Origin of the sequence: Pseudomonas sp. PS02290, from assembly GCF_029960075.1 — a bacterium.
Lineage (GTDB): Bacteria > Pseudomonadota > Gammaproteobacteria > Pseudomonadales > Pseudomonadaceae > Aquipseudomonas.
In genome coordinates, this window is the sequence record NZ_JASCOY010000018.1 from 1 (window position 1) to 16,531 (window position 16,531).

At 59.1% G+C, this 16,531-nt stretch carries 28 protein-coding genes; 23 read left to right on the forward strand and 5 right to left on the reverse strand.

Translation table 11 applies throughout. The annotated features are described in order from the left end of the window. Window positions 1-6 precede the first annotated feature (6 nt). Complete coding sequence (gene trbK / locus QMX88_RS29630) at window positions 7-168, forward strand: entry exclusion lipoprotein TrbK (RefSeq protein WP_442969447.1); 162 nt, start codon at window positions 7-9, stop codon at window positions 166-168. 143 nt (window positions 169-311) lie between these two features. Here trbK and QMX88_RS10890 read toward each other — a convergent pair whose 3' ends face one another. The 4 genes from QMX88_RS10890 to QMX88_RS10900 all read right to left on the reverse strand — a co-directional run bounded on the left by QMX88_RS10890 (window position 312) and on the right by QMX88_RS10900 (window position 2,769). Beyond that, complete coding sequence (locus QMX88_RS10890) at window positions 312-500, reverse strand: hypothetical protein (protein WP_282369052.1); 189 nt, start codon at window positions 498-500, stop codon at window positions 312-314. A gap of 5 nt (window positions 501-505) precedes the next feature. Continuing rightward, window positions 506-1,072, reverse strand: coding sequence for a hypothetical protein (locus QMX88_RS10895; protein ID WP_282369054.1), 567 nt, complete (start codon window positions 1,070-1,072; stop codon window positions 506-508). Window positions 1,073-1,717: 645 nt separating this feature from the next. Further along, entirely contained in the window at window positions 1,718-1,969 is a 252-nt protein-coding gene (locus tag QMX88_RS29635) for a DUF1654 domain-containing protein (RefSeq protein WP_442969446.1), read from the reverse strand. A 143-nt stretch (window positions 1,970-2,112) separates the two neighbouring features. Further along, the gene (locus QMX88_RS10900; RefSeq protein ID WP_282369056.1) at window positions 2,113-2,769 is read right to left on the reverse strand and encodes a LexA family protein; all 657 of its coding nucleotides are present in this window, start codon (window positions 2,767-2,769) and stop codon (window positions 2,113-2,115) included. Window positions 2,770-2,879: 110 nt separating this feature from the next. Between QMX88_RS10900 and QMX88_RS10905 the strand changes: the two genes are divergently transcribed. Then, a complete protein-coding gene (locus QMX88_RS10905) occupies window positions 2,880-3,056 on the forward strand; it encodes a Cro/CI family transcriptional regulator (protein WP_074892035.1) in 177 nt (58 codons plus the stop codon). 70 nt (window positions 3,057-3,126) lie between these two features. Continuing rightward, a complete protein-coding gene (locus tag QMX88_RS10910) occupies window positions 3,127-3,549 on the forward strand; it encodes a phage regulatory CII family protein (RefSeq protein WP_282369216.1) in 423 nt (140 codons plus the stop codon). Between the two features lie 268 nt (window positions 3,550-3,817). Here QMX88_RS10910 and QMX88_RS10915 read toward each other — a convergent pair whose 3' ends face one another. Beyond that, window positions 3,818-4,078, reverse strand: a complete 261-nt coding sequence (locus QMX88_RS10915) for a hypothetical protein (RefSeq protein WP_282369060.1) — start codon at window positions 4,076-4,078, stop codon at window positions 3,818-3,820. A gap of 210 nt (window positions 4,079-4,288) precedes the next feature. Between QMX88_RS10915 and QMX88_RS10920 the strand changes: the two genes are divergently transcribed. The 20 genes from QMX88_RS10920 to QMX88_RS11015 all read left to right on the forward strand — a co-directional run bounded on the left by QMX88_RS10920 (window position 4,289) and on the right by QMX88_RS11015 (window position 16,529). Beyond that, window positions 4,289-4,951 (forward strand): phage regulatory protein/antirepressor Ant, encoded by a 663-nt coding sequence (locus QMX88_RS10920; RefSeq protein ID WP_282369218.1) that lies wholly within the window; start codon window positions 4,289-4,291, stop codon window positions 4,949-4,951. Between the two features lie 11 nt (window positions 4,952-4,962). Next, window positions 4,963-5,739: a helix-turn-helix domain-containing protein gene (locus tag QMX88_RS10925; RefSeq protein ID WP_282369062.1), complete on the forward strand. Its 777-nt coding sequence runs from the start codon at window positions 4,963-4,965 to the stop codon at window positions 5,737-5,739. Continuing rightward, window positions 5,739-6,395 carry a replication protein P gene (locus tag QMX88_RS10930; protein ID WP_282369064.1) on the forward strand — a complete coding sequence of 219 codons (657 nt, stop codon included), beginning with the start codon at window positions 5,739-5,741 and terminating at the stop codon, window positions 6,393-6,395. The genes QMX88_RS10925 and QMX88_RS10930 overlap by 1 nt, the downstream gene beginning before the upstream one ends. Next, window positions 6,392-6,592 (forward strand): hypothetical protein, encoded by a 201-nt coding sequence (locus QMX88_RS10935; RefSeq protein ID WP_282369066.1) that lies wholly within the window; start codon window positions 6,392-6,394, stop codon window positions 6,590-6,592. Before QMX88_RS10930 ends, QMX88_RS10935 begins: the two co-directional genes overlap by 4 nt. Window positions 6,593-6,701: 109 nt before the next feature. Continuing rightward, the gene (locus QMX88_RS10940) at window positions 6,702-7,007 is read left to right on the forward strand and encodes a DUF1364 domain-containing protein (protein WP_282369067.1); all 306 of its coding nucleotides are present in this window, start codon (window positions 6,702-6,704) and stop codon (window positions 7,005-7,007) included. A gap of 339 nt (window positions 7,008-7,346) precedes the next feature. Then, on the forward strand, window positions 7,347-7,712 hold the full coding sequence (locus QMX88_RS10945) for an endodeoxyribonuclease RusA (RefSeq protein WP_282369069.1): 366 nt from the start codon (window positions 7,347-7,349) through the stop codon (window positions 7,710-7,712). Beyond that, window positions 7,709-9,010 carry a tyrosine-type recombinase/integrase gene (locus QMX88_RS10950; RefSeq protein ID WP_282369071.1) on the forward strand — a complete coding sequence of 434 codons (1,302 nt, stop codon included), beginning with the start codon at window positions 7,709-7,711 and terminating at the stop codon, window positions 9,008-9,010. Before QMX88_RS10945 ends, QMX88_RS10950 begins: the two co-directional genes overlap by 4 nt. Beyond that, on the forward strand, window positions 9,004-9,210 hold the full coding sequence (locus QMX88_RS10955) for a hypothetical protein (protein ID WP_282369072.1): 207 nt from the start codon (window positions 9,004-9,006) through the stop codon (window positions 9,208-9,210). The genes QMX88_RS10950 and QMX88_RS10955 overlap by 7 nt, the downstream gene beginning before the upstream one ends. After that, complete coding sequence (locus QMX88_RS10960; RefSeq protein WP_282369073.1) at window positions 9,207-9,518, forward strand: hypothetical protein; 312 nt, start codon at window positions 9,207-9,209, stop codon at window positions 9,516-9,518. Before QMX88_RS10955 ends, QMX88_RS10960 begins: the two co-directional genes overlap by 4 nt. A gap of 34 nt (window positions 9,519-9,552) precedes the next feature. Beyond that, complete coding sequence (locus QMX88_RS10965; RefSeq protein WP_282369074.1) at window positions 9,553-10,239, forward strand: hypothetical protein; 687 nt, start codon at window positions 9,553-9,555, stop codon at window positions 10,237-10,239. A gap of 197 nt (window positions 10,240-10,436) precedes the next feature. Next, window positions 10,437-10,754: a phage holin, lambda family gene (locus QMX88_RS10970; protein WP_074893635.1), complete on the forward strand. Its 318-nt coding sequence runs from the start codon at window positions 10,437-10,439 to the stop codon at window positions 10,752-10,754. Between the two features lie 41 nt (window positions 10,755-10,795). Next, window positions 10,796-11,182 carry a hypothetical protein gene (locus tag QMX88_RS10975; RefSeq protein WP_282369220.1) on the forward strand — a complete coding sequence of 129 codons (387 nt, stop codon included), beginning with the start codon at window positions 10,796-10,798 and terminating at the stop codon, window positions 11,180-11,182. Next, window positions 11,142-11,330 carry a hypothetical protein gene (locus tag QMX88_RS10980; protein ID WP_282369075.1) on the forward strand — a complete coding sequence of 63 codons (189 nt, stop codon included), beginning with the start codon at window positions 11,142-11,144 and terminating at the stop codon, window positions 11,328-11,330. The genes QMX88_RS10975 and QMX88_RS10980 overlap by 41 nt, the downstream gene beginning before the upstream one ends. Window positions 11,331-11,460: 130 nt before the next feature. Then, a complete protein-coding gene (locus QMX88_RS10985; RefSeq protein WP_282369076.1) occupies window positions 11,461-11,934 on the forward strand; it encodes a hypothetical protein in 474 nt (157 codons plus the stop codon). Window positions 11,935-11,994: 60 nt separating this feature from the next. After that, entirely contained in the window at window positions 11,995-12,318 is a 324-nt protein-coding gene (locus tag QMX88_RS10990) for a hypothetical protein (RefSeq protein WP_282369077.1), read from the forward strand. Between the two features lie 22 nt (window positions 12,319-12,340). Then, window positions 12,341-12,634, forward strand: a complete 294-nt coding sequence (locus tag QMX88_RS10995) for an HNH endonuclease (protein WP_282369078.1) — start codon at window positions 12,341-12,343, stop codon at window positions 12,632-12,634. A gap of 238 nt (window positions 12,635-12,872) precedes the next feature. After that, the gene (locus tag QMX88_RS11000) at window positions 12,873-13,388 is read left to right on the forward strand and encodes a terminase small subunit (protein ID WP_282369079.1); all 516 of its coding nucleotides are present in this window, start codon (window positions 12,873-12,875) and stop codon (window positions 13,386-13,388) included. After that, complete coding sequence (locus QMX88_RS11005) at window positions 13,389-15,077, forward strand: terminase large subunit (RefSeq protein ID WP_282369080.1); 1,689 nt, start codon at window positions 13,389-13,391, stop codon at window positions 15,075-15,077. It abuts the gene before it with no gap. Further along, the gene (locus tag QMX88_RS11010; protein WP_282369081.1) at window positions 15,074-15,235 is read left to right on the forward strand and encodes a hypothetical protein; all 162 of its coding nucleotides are present in this window, start codon (window positions 15,074-15,076) and stop codon (window positions 15,233-15,235) included. The genes QMX88_RS11005 and QMX88_RS11010 overlap by 4 nt, the downstream gene beginning before the upstream one ends. Continuing rightward, complete coding sequence (locus QMX88_RS11015) at window positions 15,228-16,529, forward strand: phage portal protein (RefSeq protein ID WP_282369082.1); 1,302 nt, start codon at window positions 15,228-15,230, stop codon at window positions 16,527-16,529. Before QMX88_RS11010 ends, QMX88_RS11015 begins: the two co-directional genes overlap by 8 nt. Window positions 16,530-16,531 lie beyond the last annotated feature (2 nt).

Genomic DNA, 16,531 nt, shown 5'->3' on the forward strand with positions numbered 1-16,531 from the left:
CTCGTAATGGTTAATACGGCCCAAGCCAAAGACGATTACGAAGTCAACGACGCGAACTGCACGCCTGAGCACCTCGACTCATTACCCGATGATGCGGCACGCCAAAAGCTTGCAGATGCATGTTTCCGAAGTGGAAGCTTCGAAAAGACTCCACCGAAAAGCTGGTAAACCTAAGTACTGCGCGGGGTCGCCCTGAGCGGCCGAAGCCTCCAGGACGTCACAGATCGGGCGATGCCCGATGCGTCCTGGTCAGCGTCAAAACGCTCCAAGGATCGGGCAGCAAACGTCAGGCTGACGCTCGACCTGGTTATCTATCTGCCGACCGCTTCCAGTTCGGCGTGACTGTCTTGCAGGCGCTGGATCAGCTCCAGCCTTTCAAGTCCGGTCAGGTGCCGCGCTGCTTGAAACAGCCCCTCGGCCAGGTCGCCGTCGAACTTCATCGAGCCCGCCGGGTGTTCCAGCTCGATCGTGATGTGTTTGGTGGCGTCCAAGGTCGACATGCGTTTCAGTCGTAGCTGCTGCTTGACGAGCCGCTGTCGCTTGAGTAGCTGCACAAGCTATCGCTTGATGAGTTGCTCGAACCGTAATCGGCGCTGCTGTTGCCCGAGCAGTGATCCGATGACGGTTGAGGTGCGCTGTCGAACGTCGTATTGAGCGGGCTGAATGGGCTCAGCGGGTTCAGCGGGTTGGTCAGATCCAAGCTGTTGTCAGTAGTGGATCTCGCCGCCGAGCGAGCCCGTGAAGTGGCCGCTCCCGGACCCGGCGTGATCATCGCTACTCTAGCAGCAGTTTTGTCCCGCGCCGCAACCAGATGAGCGATGGCGCGTTCGGCAGAGCCTTGCCCGTTGTCGCGGTCGTAAAGGCGGGTTTCGACTTCGTCGCGATACAGGCTGATCTTCATCACTCGGCCATCCAGATAGTCGAAGTCCTCGGTAATTTTGAGGATCTCCGCTGCCCGCTCTTTCGACATATCGCGATCGCCGCGACTATCCAAAAAGCCCATCCCTTGCTGGCGTGACGCATTGAAGAGTGCTGCCAAGACCTCTGCCTTATCCAAACCGCTGATGTTCATGCTGGTGCCCTCCAGGGCGGTTGATTTCCCGTCTGGCCCTGAGCATCCAAGGCCAGCCAGTGAAACCTTGTCGCGCTACACCGCCGATGGCTTCGCGCTGAGGCTGGTTCGGCCTTGAGCTTCCCTGTTCACGTCGCATAGATCGGCTTCTGCGTCGCGGTCATGGGGTTAGATTTTCGCTACACGACAGCCAACTGCAGCTCGGCGGCCCGGTGGGGTAGGCAGTCCGTCGTGGGTTGCCGGTCCGTTTACCGGCTGGTCTTACTACTTCATTGGCAGGTTCCTCCTATGGTGTTTGTTCCTCGCCATGCGTTTTGCCGGATTCATATCTCTGCCCAGGTCACACATTGCGTGCTCGGTGTTTTTCCTGGGTGGCTGCATGGTTTGGCGTACTCGCAATCTGGCGAGTACGGCAGCTATCCAGAGGCTGCGTGGACGACGGTTTAGCTTGTTCCGACCCAGTGGGTACGTCGTGGTGGTCACGTCTGGTTGTTAAAGAGCGTCGCGGCTTTCGCTGCTGGGCCCGTGTTGCTTGGCTTGGTCTGAATTTAAGCAAGCTGAAATAGTTGTGTCAAGCAATCTGAAATAAATAATTCAGAATGCTTAAATTTTTGGCCGTAAAAAAGCCCGCAGTGCGGGCTTTTTTCATGCATCGCAGTATTCCTGCCAAGCGACCTTGTAGCCGTCGCCCTCTACTCGCTCAATCCTAATGCCAGCAGTCCCTGCCATTTCGCTCAAAAGGCGCCGCCAATCTGCAGGGTTCTCGTCAGGCAGCCTGGAGATGATCGCAAACTGATTTTTCTGGACTCTCGGATTACTGATAATTTCTCGAACTCGATGGCCGATTTCCTCGTATGTGCGGGGTTTCGAGCGGCTAAAGTCAGGCTGTGAAAGCATTTGAACCTCCGTTTACTTGCTGTACGGATATACAGTATTGGATCCCTGAGCGAACGACAAGCTGAAGGAGTACAAATGTTCTCCACGCCCTCCGGGCACAAAAAAACCCGCACTGAGGCGGGCTTTTGTGCAGAGCAGTCCGTTCAGAACTTCATAAGGGCCCTGACCACCACTCCAATGATTCTGCAGTCATCGGCAACCACTTCAATAGGGTATGCCGGATTGAGAGGCTTCAAAAACCGCCGCCCGCCGTCGTCTACCAGCTTTTTGAAGGTAGCCTCATTACTGTCTCCAAGCTTGGCTACGACAAGCTTGCCTGACTGAGCATCTGCTTCGGTGTCCACCAGGATCAGCGTTCCCTCTGGCACGCTCTGCCCGACCGAAGATGTCATCGAATCACCTTTGACCTCGAGCCAGAAGGCCGGGCCCTTCGAATCGTATTCAGACATTTCATAGCGGTCAGAAAAGCCTGGGGGATAGGGCTCCACCGCTTCCGCCCAGGCGCCGGCCGCCACCCACGATATGACCGGGTATCGGTAGGCCATATTTGGCTGGGCGGTGTGGGCCACATTGGCGTCTTCGGGCGCTGTGGTCTCAGGACCTTCACCAATGGCCAGCCATTCAGCTCTGAAGCCAGTGGCCTTGGCTAAGGCGTAGAGGTTTTCAGGCCTCAAGCTTTTGCTCTCGCCTGAAATCCACTGCGTGACGGCTGAGTTTGCAACGCCGCAAGCTGCCGCGATCTCGCCCTTTTTCATGCCGCTGGCCGCTATGGCTTTGGCGATACGTTCGTGTCTATCCATGGACTCAATATTAAGTTAGCTGAATTTAAGCATGCAGCTTGCTGAAGGATTTCTTGACGCTTGTAACTTAAGCATGCTGAAATTACTGCATGCTCCAACGAGGACGCGTGATGAAAACCCAACAAGTCGCTGAATTTTTCGGCAACAAGAAGAAATTGGCGGAAGCCCTGGGGATCAAGCCAAGCGCAGTGACGATGTGGGGGGAAACCATTCCGGTGTCCCGGCAGTACCAGATCGAGGTTTTGTCGAAAGGCAAATTCAAGGCTTCTCGAACGCTTGCGGCGTGATTCCAAGCACCGAAACATTTTGCAATGCGTGATGGCACGCAGCCACAGAAACAAATTTGAGGGTTTACGAATGGAAGATTTCTTGCGGGCTTGCCACACGACGATCAAGGAAAGCGGCGCCGAAGAGCTGGCCGGGAAGATGTGTCTTGCCCACGTGAGCCTGCTCCAGCGGTCCAACCCGGACAACGCAGCTCACCACCTCACCATCGAGCACTTGTTCGGAATTCTGCTGCACACCGAAGACATGCGCCCCCTGATGGCGCTCGCTGAATCTTTCGGCTTTGAGCTCATTGCGAAGACGGCGCCGAACCCGCAAGCACTTACATCTTCGATGATCAGCGTGGGCAAAGAGGTGGCTGACCTGACGATCGCCGTGCACCAAGCGCTCGAGGACAACCACGTCAGCCAGTTCGAGAAGTCGCAGATCAAGGTCGAGATCAATCATGTCCGGCAGAGCCTGGATGTGATGGAAGCCTCTGTGAGGGCGGCCTGAATGAATCGTCGAGATCGCGAAATTGCAGTCCGCGCAATCGCTGCGCGGGCCACAGGTAAGCCAGAAGAGGCTGCGGCTGAAATTCTTGCTGGGATTGCCGTCCTGGATGGTCAGCACCTGCCAATTCTGCTTTGGCCGCCTACGACTGATCGTGAAGAAAAAGCCGCCTGGCATAGATCCGAAGCGGCCTATTGGGAGGGGTCAGCTGCTCGCTTTGCTGCGCTTACTGATGATGAACAATGCCGAAAAGACTTCTATGGGGCGATGGTTAAGAACGGGGTTTGCCAGACAGAAAATTCTTCAGTGCCTGGCCGTAATGATCGAGACCAGAAATGACCTCATCCGGAATGGGCTGGTACGACAGGTTCGATTTGGCGAGCTCAAGCTCGCTATCAAAATCACGCAAGAGCTGCGCAAGAGCCCCCGGAGGCATGCGCCTGGTCATCGCGAGAAACATGGCGTTAATCCCGATGATCTCCCCTTTTTGCTGGTTGAGTTTGGCTACCAACTTATCAAATTCTTCAGTCACGTTCGGCCTCCGATGCCTTTTCGTGTGGAATCCACTCGCTACCCCGAATGCGCTGGACGCCTAGATCGCAGACATAAAAAAGCCGGGATTGCAGCCCGGCTTCTTCAACAACAATTGTGAGGTCGGATTATGCACACCACGAACCCCCAGAGCAATACCCGGACTGATTCGTCAGTTTCTCCTATCCGTCAGGGCATGACGCGTCAGTTCATGTCTTCACGCGAGATCGCCGCCCTCACAGGAAAGCGGCACCCGGACGTGAAGCGCGACATTCAAACCATGGGCGCCGACCTCAAAGAAGATGTGAGCAAAATTGCGCGCATCTATTTGGACGGGATGAACCGCAAGCAAACTGAGTACCTGCTTGACCGTGAGCACACCGATTGCCTGCTGACCGGTTACAGCGCACCACTTCGTATGGCAGTCGTTCGCCGCTGGCGCGAACTGGAAGAGCAGGCCGCCCCGCGTATCCCGGCCAATTACGCCGAGGCGCTCCAGCTCGCCGCCGACCAGGCGAAAGAAACCCAGCGCCTCCTTGGGGTGCTTGAGCTTCAGGCACCCAAGCTCGCAGCCATCCGCCGGCTTGCCGCTGCTGAGGGAGCGATCTGCATTACTGACGCCGCAAAACAACTCGGCATCGCCCCGTCGAAGCTATTCGACTGGCTCCAGGAGCAGCGCTGGATATACCGCCGCGGTGGTTCGACTCGCTGGATCGCCATGCAGCGCCGTATCCGTGAGGGGTTTCTAAAACACAAGGTAACCGCCCTCAGGCCCGACACCGAAACCGGCATCGAGCGCGCGGCATATCAACCCCTCGTAACCCCGAGAGGCCTCGCACGTTTGGCCGAAAAGAACATTGGAGCCTCGCTGTGAGTGTTGAAGCAATGTCGTGGGCCATGAAAATTCCGACGGACTCTCTGCCAAATCCTGCGGCACGTCATGTACTGCTGTGCATGGCGAACTACGCAGGCCCTGAAGGTCAGGGCGCCTTTCCATCTGCGCTGAGGATCTCCAGCCAGACAGGCCTTTCAGAGCGCACTGTGCGGCTGAAACTTGATGAGCTGGAACAAGCCGGCTTTATCGCTCAGGGCAATCAAGCCATCGCCGCCGCCTATATCGATCGCCGTGACCGCCGCCCAGTCGTGTACGACCTCCAACTTAAACGGGGTGCAAATGCTGCACCCCGTAAAGAACGGGGTGCAGATAACCGCACGGGGTGCAGCTCACAGCAGAACGGGGTGCAGGAAAACGCAGAACGGGGTGCAGCAGCTGCACCCAATACATCACTTAACCATCAATTAACCGAAGAGCAGCAGCTGCAGCGCGATTTGGCCGCTGAGATCGCCGAGCAAGACCTCGCCGCCGCTGAGTGCCCATCGCCGAACCAACGCTTCGCCATGTTCGCTGCCTGGGAGCCAAACGCCAAAGCCTTGGCCGACCAGATCGCAATCGCGGGCCTGCCGACCGACTCAGTTCCTGATGCCGCCGTCCGCGCGTTCAAGGGTTTCTTTGCTGCTCGCCCTGGCACTGTCGACTCTGCGCATGGCTGGTGCTACCGACTGGTCCAGTGGGTGCGCAAAGAGCGCGTGAAGTCTGCCGGCAAGGGCCAGGCGCCTGACTTCGACGACACCAGTTGGGCTGAAAACATGGGGAGTCTCTGATGAAATCCGTCGCGAGCATCATGCAGCAACTGCCGAACGTTCCATCTGCCGAGGTCGTGCCGCTCAAGATCGACGCCGGCACGGTTCAGGTCATCAACGCTCTGTTCCGCGAGCTGATGGCGATCTTCCCAGCCTGGAAGCAGGCATGGCCTGATCAGGCTGCGGTCGATGCGGCCAAGGCCACTTGGACCAAAGCGTTCATGGCCGAGAACATCACCCGCATCGAGCAGATCCGCTTCGGCATCGAGCAGTGCCGCAAGCTGGGATCGGACTTCGCGCCGAGCGTGGGCAAGTTCATCAAGCTGTGCCAGCCCACGCCGGAAATGCTCGGAATCCCAACGCTGGAGAAGGCTTTCCGCGAAGCCTGCCGCAACGCTCACCCATCCATGGCGGGTCAGGGCCGGTGGTCACATCAGGCCGTCTGGCACACGGCGAAAGAGTGCGGCTTTGAACCGCTTAACCGCCTCGAAACCTCGCTGGCCATGAAGCTGTTCGAGCGCAACTACGTCATCACCTGCCGACGCATGATCGAGGGTCTTCCACTGCAGAAGATGCCCTTGGCCCTGCCTGCTCGCGCCGAAGCCCGGCGTACTCCCGATATCGGAAACAATGCGTTGGCCGAACTGCGCGCTCGCCGCGCCGGAGCATCAGCATGAGCGACACCAGACTCGCGGCGCCCGACCCTGCGGCGTTCCGTTACGCGGTCTACGCGTGCTCTTCGAAGATCGACCTGTCCACTCCGCCGGATCCGGCGATTGCTCTGTTCTATCAGAAGGGCATTGCCGAGTCCTTCGGCCGGCTGATGTGGCCCAGCACCTATGAAGTTGTCGACCTGATGGAGACCGAACGATGAGAACCATCAAGTCGCTCGCGAATGTTGCCAGGTGCTTCATCGCTTTCGTGGGGGCCAGCTACGACGGGTCTGTCCCTCCAGTTGAATCTCAGTTCGGGGCGTGGATGTGATGACCAAGCAAACGAAGTTCACCAAGGCCGCGCGCGGCCGCGACTGCCAGATCCGTGTGCCGGGCGTGTGCAACGGAAACCCGGAAACCACGGTGCTGGCTCACCTGCGCATGTCGGGCACTCGCTGCGGCATGGGCTTGAAGCCCCACGACCTGCAGGGTGCCTGGGCGTGCTCTGCCTGCCACGACGCCGTCGACGCGCGTAGCAAAACCGAATTCACCCGCGAGCAGCTCAGCCATATGCACATGCAGGGCATGGTCCGGACCATCGACATTCTGGTGAGCGAAGGGAAGGTGGCGGCGTGACTTGGTCTCAACTTAAAACCCTACTGAAGGAAAAGAGAGTTCACACCGACGGCCGTGAGACGTACTGGTTTGGGGGTGCGCGATGACCGACCTGAACGAAATGTCGCCGGCCGCGCGATCTGCTGCCATGCGTGGCGGAATGGCTGGCTGGGGACAGGTCGGAGGCGTTGCCGAACACATCCTGTACATGGAGGCTCGGCCAAAGCGCCCCGGACGTCAGCCCAAGTGTCACTGTGGCTGCGAAATGCCGAAAACACATATCGGCAAGGCCAATGGCGTCGCTTTAACAGGCGGTTGCGAGCTCTACGTGCGGCGCTGGGTGAAAACTGGAGGTCGTCCATGACCGAGACGTTGATTCTGCCGTGGCCACCGAAGGTGCTCAGTCCGAATGCGCGCTCGCACTGGGCAACCAAGAGCAAGGCGGCCAAGGCCTACCGCGCAACCTGTTTTCTGCTGTGTCTCAAAGCGGCCTTGCCTGTGCCTACCGGCCGGGCGCTTCTGTCCCTTGAGTTCGTCCCGCCTGATCGGCGGCGCCGTGACGATGACAACTGCATCGCTGCATTCAAATCCGGGCGTGACGGCGTGGCGCAGGCCTTGGGCATTGACGACAGCAGGTTCGTAACCCAGCTCCAGATCAGCGAAGAGACGATCAAGGGCGGCGCGGTGCGCGTGCGGATTACCGACTATATCGAGACATCCGCATGAGCAAAACCCGCGCTGTGAAGCTCAGCGATGCAGAGATCCGCCGGCAGGCGGCCGACGTCGCCGTGCGCGACCTTCGTGACCCTCGTCACCCGGGCCTGTACCTGCGCTTCGGCAAAGATCGGCAGCGCGGCTCCTGGTATCTGGTCAAAGGCAAGGCGTGGAAGCACCTCGCGCGCTGGCCCGAACTGAGTGCGGCCGCCATTGTTGCGGAGTTGCCTGCGCTCCGTCAGCGCCTGCTTCACGATCCAGAAGCCGCCGTAGCGGTGGGGCAGCTCGCCACGTGCGGGCAACTGATCGACTGGTACGGCGAGCGCATGAGCCTTGACCGCTCGCTGTCGACGAAGCGCAAGGCCGGCGCCAAGTCAGCCATCAAGTGCCACCTGAAGCCCAGGCTGGAGCACGTTCCCCTGCGTGACCTGACCGCCGCCGTGTTGGACCGTGAGCTGATGTGGCCATGCCAGCAGGAGCTGTCGCTGTCGTACGTGCACCAGCTGTTCGTGTTGCTGGTAGTCGCGTTCCTGCAGGCCTCCAAGCTGGGACTGATCGATAAAAACCCTATGGCCGAGATGAAGTTCGTTGACTTCACGAAGGCTCGAATCATGCCCAAGGCTGCGCGGTTGCGCGGCGGACACCTGGCGGAGGTGGTGCCCGTGCTGGCCGGCCTGTTCGAGATCCACCCCGGCGAGGCCATGCTGGCGCTGATGATGCTGTGCCACGGCACTCGTGTCGGTGAAACCCGAATGGCGCGCTGGTCGGACATTTCCATCCCGGACGGCGAGTGGTTCATCCCGGCCGAGAACACCAAGACCCGGACCGAACACCGTGTGCCGTTGACCGCTCAGGCCAAGGCGCTGCTGACTCGGTACAGGGCCATCCAGCTGGCTCGCGGTTACGAGGGAATCTACCTTTTCCCGTCACGCCGCGGCCGTGTGCTGAGCGAGGGTCAGGCAAGCGCGGTGTTCACCCGCATAGGTCAGGGCGAGTGGACCAGTCACGACCTGCGCAAGGTTGCCCGCACAGCGTGGACTGACCTCGGCATCGACGGTCACATCGGCGAGATGCTGCTCAACCACTCGCTGGGCAAGATCGCGTCCACCTACATCAACACGCAGGCCCGGGCGCAGCGTCTGGCGGCGTTGGAGAAATGGCACAACTGGTTAGATGAGCGCGGCCTGAACGCGATTCACAACCTGACAGACACCCAATATGAAGATTCGCAAAACCAAGCCAAAGCCACGAACGGCGGGGGCTGCGAGCCTGTTTCCAACATTGTGAATGGCGAGGTTTCAAAATGCTGATTTTGGTCGATCCGCGCCGTGATCTGGCAGTTCAGCCAGGCGATATCAGCTCGATGCAGACGGTGGTTCTTCCCAACGGCCGCTCCGCACTCGAGCTGCACATGATTTCAGGCAGGGAGATTCTCATCCCTGCCTACAACGATTCGGGTCGTGTCGACCTCAATGCCGTGCACGCCCAGATCATGGAGGCCAGCAAGTGAAGAGCCACGGACCAGCTTTTCGGAAGGAGTTGAAGCCGCTGATGGAGTGCGGCATCTGCCGCGGCGCGACGGTCGTGCGCGGCATTTTCCATCAGTTGGACTGCGACCACTGCAACGCCTCTGGCTGGGTCTGCGCCAGCACCGGAGAACCGCTCCCGCTGCCTGAGATGGTGCAGCAGCTCAACTTGAAGCTGCGCAGCGTCACCGCCGAGCTGAACCGGGCACGGCACAGCCTGGGCGGCGCGCACGAGCAATACGAACAGAACAACCGCCGCGGCGCCGGCGGCTCGAACTACACCGGCGACTGACCGGTACGAATATTTGATTGGGGGAGAGCAGCACATGAAGTTGATAGGAGCTCGTCAGGCCTGGACCGATTCGCAGCATGAGTCCGGGGCCTCAATCTCGGCGGTGGCTATCGAAACCGCTAAATCAGGCATCAAGAAAAGCAAGGCGCGGATACAGCGCCGCGACGCGCTATTTCCCGCCATGGGCCCGGAGGAAAACGAGAAGGCTGGCCGTTTCCCGGTGCTGGGCCAGCGCATCAGCATCAGCGAGACGCGCAGAACGACTGCCGGTCGATCCACCGCCCGCGCTGCCCACCTGACCATGATGGGCAAGTTTCAACGTGCGATCGGGTCGCTGCCGTTCCAGGTGCAGCAGTTCGGGCACTACATGTACTCGCCGATCCCGAACATGCGCTACGTGATGAATGCCGTGCTGCTGATCGCCACACGTGCGGAGCTGTCCGAGCTGACGCCGTTGCGCCGCGCTCGCGCTCAGTACCTGGTGACGGCCGCGCTTCAGTCATTCAAGTGCGAAGTGACCGGCGCTCCTGAGTGGGGCCCGGCACGTGTCGCTGAAGAAATGAAGGCCTTCTATGGCATCACGGTTGATCCGAACAACTGGAATCGGGACTGGAAGCCGACATGGGAGATGCTGAAGGCCACAATCAAGGAAGTGGATATTGAGGCGCAGTGGCCTCTTTGGCAGGTAATTCACGCGGAAAAGGAGGAAGGTGCGGCATAAAATCTTGCGCTGAATGGAAAAGCCAAGTACATTTCCCATAGTGCGCAAGTTACCTCAGCCGCACCCAAACTTAGAACCTGGCCTAGCGCCGGGTTTTCTCGTTTTCGGCCCTGCCACACCCATCGCTCCGAGCTGGGAGTGCTGTGGGGCCGATTCATTTCCGATCCCGAAAGGGTGGATGTCGGACTACGACGAACATGCCTGAAAAATCACCTGACTTCTGGGCGCAGGTCTGGCTCGTCCTGTCGAATCCGCTCTGGCAAGGAGCGATCATGGCCGCAACCATTTCACTGCTGCGCGTGCTTTATGAAGGAAAAGAGGCCAACAAATGGCGCGTAGTGCTTGAGGCGCTGATCTGTGGCGCGCTGAGCCTGTCTGCAAGCAGCGTCATCGAATGGATGGCCTGGCCGTCGAGCCTGTCTGTCGCCGCCGGCGGCACCATCGGGTTCATCGGTGTCACCGCGATCCGCGAACTGATCATCCGATTCCTCGGCCGCAAGGCGGACTCACTATGAGCCTCGAACCCGTTGTCGCAGTAGCCAAGGTTGGCTCCACATTGCGAGCCATTGCGGCGGCCATCGTCATCGTCATCGTGATGAGCCTGCTGATCGCTATCCAGCAGATCCGCGTCGTCACGCTTCAGGGCGCTGTGACCGTCGAGGCTAAAGCCAAGCAGGAAGCGGTGGATGCGAACAACGCCAGCCAGGCGACGATCACCACGCTTCGCGCCGAGGCGCAGCGCAACGCCGACTACACCGCCGACTTGAACAAACGTATCAAGGCCAGCGAGGACAAAGCCAAGAAGGCGAGGAAGGATTTCGATGATCTCAAGCGCAACAGCAAACCTGTTCGTGATTGGGCTGCTCAGCCTTTGCCTGACGGCCTGCGCGGCAAAGCCTCAAGTGGTAACAAAGACAACAGCCATAAGGCTGGAAGCCCCTGAGCTGATCCCTTGCGAGCGGGTCAATGCACACGATACCGATCTGCGTGACAACGGCGACGTTTGGGAACTGAAAGACCAGGCCATCAAGCTGCTCGACACGTGTGCTGACCAGGTCGACGCACAGATCGTCCGCAGTCAAAGCAAGTGAAAAAGTCCTGGTACGTCACAGTGCCGGGCTACCCACCATTCCCCATGATCATGCCGGAAGACCACTCCCACGCCGGTGCCTTGGCATTCGCGCGATGTAAGTGGCCGACCTGCACAGTTGAGTAGATCCCATGACCCAAGTTATCGAAGTCGTTGTGATTGGCGCTGTTGGCTCGGGAAAGTCCCATGTTCTGGAGCTGATCGACCGCGCCATTCACGACGAATACGGCCAGCACGTACAAGTTGCATCGCATGAACTGTCCCGCGAGCGCTACATGGGTTCGCCGGGCACGAAGCCAAAGGTCTCTGAAACCATCTTCAATCTGCGAGAACAGGCTCCAGCGAGCGGCAATCAGCTCAATTCAGATCCGTCGGGAACCATCGCCTTCAAGGTCGATATCGATTCCAGTGGTATCGACGAAGCGATCGGGAAGGCAGAGACGCTGCACAGCCTCACATCGAGCTATCTGCTCGATCCCTTGCAGCAGGCCATTGACCAAACCGCGCGCTTGATCACGGATGCCGAGGGTGAGCTCGCGATCAAGCTGCTAAGCCACCTTGACACCTTGCTGGCCGAGCAGCTGCTTCGGGCCAGCGGCCGCTGATGGCCTGCTCAACCTGTGCAGCCGTACGCAATAGAGCCCTGAAGTTCATGAGGATCGCCAGTGAGCGAATCAACCAACTGCGTCAGCGTGGCGACGATCATCCCGTCGGCCAGCCTGAACCCGAACAGCCCGCTGCCGACAATGGGCACGCGGGTGATGCTGAGCGACGGTAGTGAACTGACAGGCATCACGTCCATCACCATGACGGCAGAGCCAAGTGGTGTGTGGAAGGCGACCATCACGGTGATGCCGCACCACATCGAGCCCATCACGGTCGAGGCCATTGTGATCGAGTCGGCCGAGGCGCTCGGTCCGGATGATCGTCTCGTGGAGATCACAAGCTGCGGGGATTCCATCCGCCGGCTTGTGAGGTCTATTGAGTAGGCTCTCCACTCTTCCGTCGCGGATGGCTGAGCCCGAGGGAAGGAAGTTTGCTCAGCCGATCCCTGAGTCAGGTAATGAGGGATGGGGCTCGGGTCGAGGAGGTCGACCATGGCGCCGCAAGCGCGCCGCGGTCCTGGTGCGTGACCATTACACGTGCCAGTCGTGCGGAACGATCACCTTGGATCTCGAGGTCGACCACATCATCAACATCGCCCAAGGCGGCAACGACGACGATGCCAACTTGCAAGCGCTGTGCGTGCCCTGCCACAAGTTGAAGACGGCAGAGGAGTCAGCACGCGGCGCGGGCCGTGGCTGACTTGGCCGCCAATCATGCAGAACGCCCGACAGGCGGACGTTAAACGAGAGGCGTTATCGTTTATGCCTGCCCATATCTCGTGCTTCGTTGCGATTCCGTGCGAAATGCACGGTTTTACACTCAAATGATACGGATTCTCATTCGCGGGGAGGGCGGGTCCAAACCTTGGGGCTTTTTGCCTCGGACACCGCGCCCGACCGCACGCAGAGATTTTTCCCCCTCACAGGTTTTTTGTTAAATGGCACTGACCCCGAAAAAGCAGGCATTCGTCGCTGCGAAGAGGGAAGGTGCGTCCAATAAAGATGCAGCGATAGCCGCAGGTTACGCAGCCTCCAGCGCTGCCCAGGCTGGCGCACGATTGGCCAAGGATCAGTTCGTTATCGCTGCCTTGGCCGGCCCAGCCGTTAACAAAAAAGTAAACAAATTTGTTAAAGGGGATGCGCCACCAAAATTCAGCGGCCGCGCATCTGGCGGGGAGCTGTCTGCTGACGACGACCCTGGCGATGAAAGCTTCGACTTGCTTAAGGCCATGCGCTTCTCTGATCCGAAGGAGTTCCTGCTCGCGACGATGAACGATTTCGAGACAGACTCGAAGTTGCGCGTCGACGCCGCGAAGGCCCTGATGCCGTTCATTCATCCCCGTAAAGGTGAGGGCGGCAAGAAAGAGGAGAAGGAGAATGCAGCCAAGATCGCTGCCAAGGGCCGGTTTGGTGCCGCACCTCCACCCCCGAGCCATTTGCGAGCGGTGAAATAATTGAACGAACCCATCTGGGACACCTCGTGCCCAGACTGGGAAACGAGGATCGTCAACCGACAATCGCTGGTTCCATTCCCGCCGCTGTTTCCTGACGAGGCGCGTGCGTGCATGGAGGTGCTGAACGATCTGCGGATCGTCGACGCACCAGGGAGCCCCCTGATAGGCGACTCCTGCGCGCCGTGGATCACCGACCTGGCTGGCGCCATTTTCGGTGCTTACAACTCAAACACCGGCGAGAGGTTGATTCAGGAATTCTTCCTGCTGATCAGCAAGAAAAACGCAAAAAGCACGATCGCCGCGGCAATCATGCTGACGGTCCTGATCCGCAACTGGCGGCAGTCAGCAGAGTTCATCATTTTGGCCCCCACCATTGAGGTGGCGAACAATGCTTATGCCCCGGCGCGGGACATGGTCAAGCACGACGAAGAACTGTCGGCGCTGCTGCACGTGCAGGACCACCTCCGCACGATCACGCATCGAGAGTCCGGTGCGACCCTTAAGGTGGTGGCCGCTGACCAGAACACCGTAGGGGGAAAGAAGGCTGCGGTAGTGCTGGTGGACGAGCTTCACCTGTTCGGCAAGAACCCGCATGCAGCGAACATGCTGCGTGAAGCTACGGGCGGCTTGGCTTCTCGACCGGAAGGCTTCGTTATTTACCTGACGACGCAATCTGATCAGCCGCCGGCAGGGGTGTTTCGCGAGAAGCTCCAATATGCCCGCGGCGTTCGAGACGGGACGATCCTAGACCCCAACTTCTTGCCTGTGATCTATGAGTTTCCTGAACGGATCCTCAAGGCACAGGAGCACCGAAATCCCGAGAACTTCTACATCACCAACCCGAATATGGGGTACTCGGTGAGCGAGAAGTTTCTGATCCGTGAGATGAAGAAGGCCGAGGAGGCGGGGGAAGCCGAGGTTCTCGGTTTCATGTCCAAGCACCTCAACGTCGAGATTGGTTTGGCGCTGCGGTCAGATCGCTGGGCTGGCGCTGACTTTTGGTCTGCCGCCGCCGTACCAGTGTTGACGTTGGACATGCTGCTATCGAAGTCCGAAGTGATTGACGTCGGTATTGACGGGGGCGGCCTTGACGACTTGCTGGGCTTCGCCGCTGTAGGGCGCGATAAGCGGACACGGGACTGGCTCATCTGGACTCATGCATGGGCCCACCCATCAGTTCTCGAACGCCGAAAGGCAGAAGCACCTCGATTTCACGACTTCCAAAAGCAGGGAAACCTGACGCTTTCAGCGCGTATCGGTGATGACGTGAACGACGTCGCCGACTTGGTGGAGCAGATTGAAGAGTCGGGCCTTTTGGACAAGGTAGGTGTCGACCCGGTAGGCATCGGCGCCATCTACGACGCAATGATCGAACGCGATATCCCTCCAGAGAAGATCGTCGCTATCAGCCAGGGCTGGAAACTTGGCGGTGCGATCAAGACTGCAGAGCGAAAGCTTGCCGAGGGCGGCATGAAGCATGGGGGGCAACCCATGATGTCGTGGTGTGTGGGAAACGCCAAGGTTGAGCCTCGCGCTAACTCTATTCTGATCACCAAGCAAGCCAGTGGGTCGGCCAAGATTGACCCACTCATGGCCCTGTTCAACGCTGTGACCCTGATTTCTTTGAACCCGGAAGGCCGGGGGAATGACGACTTCATGGCCGCCATTCGAGATCCGATAATCGTATGAATCCACTGAACGTGTACATCCTGCTCGCCCTGTGCGGATTTGCCTCGGCAGTTGCTGGGGTATACGTCCTGCAAGGACTGGGCTGGGCGCTGATCGCCGGCGGAATTTCGCTACTTTTAATCGCTGGTTTTGTGCGCAAGGGGCTGATCGGTGAGTAAATCCTTCTCGGCGGTGCTCGGCCGCGCCGCGCGCAAGCCGAGTGCATCGCTTAGCGAATGGCTGGGCAAGCCCATAGGTCTGAGCGACGGCGGTTTCTGGAGCCAGTTTCGCGGTGGACAGTCCAGCTCGGGCAAGACAGTGACAGTCGACAACGCCATGCAACTCTCCGCCGTGTGGTCATGCGTTCGAATTATCTCGACTTCTGTTGCAGGCCTGCCGATGGGCGTTTATCGCCGCGAGCAGAACGGTGGCCGTAAGGATGCTCGAGAGTTCGCCCTCTACGACGTGATCCATACGAGTCCTAATGAGGACATGACGGCTTTCCAGTTCTGGCAGGCCATGGTCGCTTCGATGCTGTTGCGGGGGAATGCGTACGCGGAAATTCATCGTGCCGGCTCGCGCGTGGTTGCTCTGGACTTCCTGCTGCCAGGGCGCGTGGATCTCGACCTTGATGATGACGGCAGGGTTACCTACTGGTTCCGACCACGAAAAGGTGCTCGGCGCCAGATCGAACGCGAGAGCATGTTGCACATCCCGGCGTTCAGCCTTGACGGCCGAGTAGGGCTATCGGCGATTCGCTATGGTGCGGACGTGTTCGGCGCTGCTATGTCGGCCGACGATGCAGCCAACGGCACGTTCAAGAATGGCTTGCTTCCGGCCGTGGCGTTTAAGGTTGATCGCGTGCTCAAGCCTGAGCAACGCGAGGAGTTTCGAGACTATGTGAAGCAGGTTTCTGGCGCCCTCAACGCGGGACGCTCGCCAGTGCTGGAGCAGGGCATCACGCCAGAGTCTATCGGCATCAATCCGGTGGATGCCCAGTTGCTTGAGTCCAGGGCCTACAGCATCGAAGAGGTCTGCCGCTGGTTTGGCGTGCCGCCTTGGATGGTCGGCAAGACTGACGCGGGTAGTAATTGGGGGACCGGGCTTGAACAGCAGATGATTGCTTTCCTGACCTTCAGCATCAGTTCCATCACCAACCAGATTCAGCAGTGCGTGAACAAGCGGCTACTGACCCCCGCTGACCGCCAATCCTACTACGCAGAGTTCTCGCTCGAGGCGTTCCTTAAGGCTGACAGTGCGGGCAGGGCGGAGTGGTACAGCAAGATGACGCAAAACGGGATCATGACCCGCGACGAATGCCGCGTTAAGGAAAATCTCCCACGCCACGGCGGCAATGCTGCGGTCCTCACCGTCCAGACCAACCTTGCGCCAATCGACAAGCTCGGGCAGTCCACCGACGGGCAAGCCGCTCAAAATGCTTTGAAAAACTGGCTCGGCCAGGCTCAGGAGTAAAC

Excerpts from the sequence above, each read along its gene's own strand:
- QMX88_RS10995 (WP_282369078.1), top strand. The coding sequence starts at position 12,341 with ATGGCTGAGCCCGAGGGAAGGAAGTTTGCTCAGCCGATCCCTGAGTCA.
- QMX88_RS10965 (WP_282369074.1), top strand. The coding sequence starts at position 9,553 with ATGAAGTTGATAGGAGCTCGTCAGGCCTGGACCGATTCGCAGCATGAG.
- QMX88_RS10890 (WP_282369052.1), bottom strand. The coding sequence starts at position 500 with ATGTCGACCTTGGACGCCACCAAACACATCACGATCGAGCTGGAACAC.
- QMX88_RS11010 (WP_282369081.1), top strand. The coding sequence starts at position 15,074 with ATGAATCCACTGAACGTGTACATCCTGCTCGCCCTGTGCGGATTTGCC.
- QMX88_RS10945 (WP_282369069.1), top strand. The coding sequence starts at position 7,347 with ATGACCGAGACGTTGATTCTGCCGTGGCCACCGAAGGTGCTCAGTCCG.
- QMX88_RS29635 (WP_442969446.1), bottom strand. The coding sequence starts at position 1,969 with ATGCTTTCACAGCCTGACTTTAGCCGCTCGAAACCCCGCACATACGAG.
- QMX88_RS10900 (WP_282369056.1), bottom strand. The coding sequence starts at position 2,769 with ATGGATAGACACGAACGTATCGCCAAAGCCATAGCGGCCAGCGGCATG.
- QMX88_RS10905 (WP_074892035.1), top strand. The coding sequence starts at position 2,880 with ATGAAAACCCAACAAGTCGCTGAATTTTTCGGCAACAAGAAGAAATTG.
- QMX88_RS10985 (WP_282369076.1), top strand. The coding sequence starts at position 11,461 with ATGACCCAAGTTATCGAAGTCGTTGTGATTGGCGCTGTTGGCTCGGGA.
- QMX88_RS10910 (WP_282369216.1), top strand. The coding sequence starts at position 3,127 with ATGGAAGATTTCTTGCGGGCTTGCCACACGACGATCAAGGAAAGCGGC.
- QMX88_RS10950 (WP_282369071.1), top strand. The coding sequence starts at position 7,709 with ATGAGCAAAACCCGCGCTGTGAAGCTCAGCGATGCAGAGATCCGCCGG.
- QMX88_RS10935 (WP_282369066.1), top strand. The coding sequence starts at position 6,392 with ATGAGCGACACCAGACTCGCGGCGCCCGACCCTGCGGCGTTCCGTTAC.
- QMX88_RS10925 (WP_282369062.1), top strand. The coding sequence starts at position 4,963 with ATGTCGTGGGCCATGAAAATTCCGACGGACTCTCTGCCAAATCCTGCG.
- QMX88_RS10955 (WP_282369072.1), top strand. The coding sequence starts at position 9,004 with ATGCTGATTTTGGTCGATCCGCGCCGTGATCTGGCAGTTCAGCCAGGC.
- QMX88_RS10940 (WP_282369067.1), top strand. The coding sequence starts at position 6,702 with ATGACCAAGCAAACGAAGTTCACCAAGGCCGCGCGCGGCCGCGACTGC.
- QMX88_RS10895 (WP_282369054.1), bottom strand. The coding sequence starts at position 1,072 with ATGAACATCAGCGGTTTGGATAAGGCAGAGGTCTTGGCAGCACTCTTC.
- QMX88_RS10920 (WP_282369218.1), top strand. The coding sequence starts at position 4,289 with ATGTCTTCACGCGAGATCGCCGCCCTCACAGGAAAGCGGCACCCGGAC.
- trbK (WP_442969447.1), top strand. The coding sequence starts at position 7 with ATGGTTAATACGGCCCAAGCCAAAGACGATTACGAAGTCAACGACGCG.
- QMX88_RS10970 (WP_074893635.1), top strand. The coding sequence starts at position 10,437 with ATGCCTGAAAAATCACCTGACTTCTGGGCGCAGGTCTGGCTCGTCCTG.
- QMX88_RS11000 (WP_282369079.1), top strand. The coding sequence starts at position 12,873 with ATGGCACTGACCCCGAAAAAGCAGGCATTCGTCGCTGCGAAGAGGGAA.
- QMX88_RS10930 (WP_282369064.1), top strand. The coding sequence starts at position 5,739 with ATGAAATCCGTCGCGAGCATCATGCAGCAACTGCCGAACGTTCCATCT.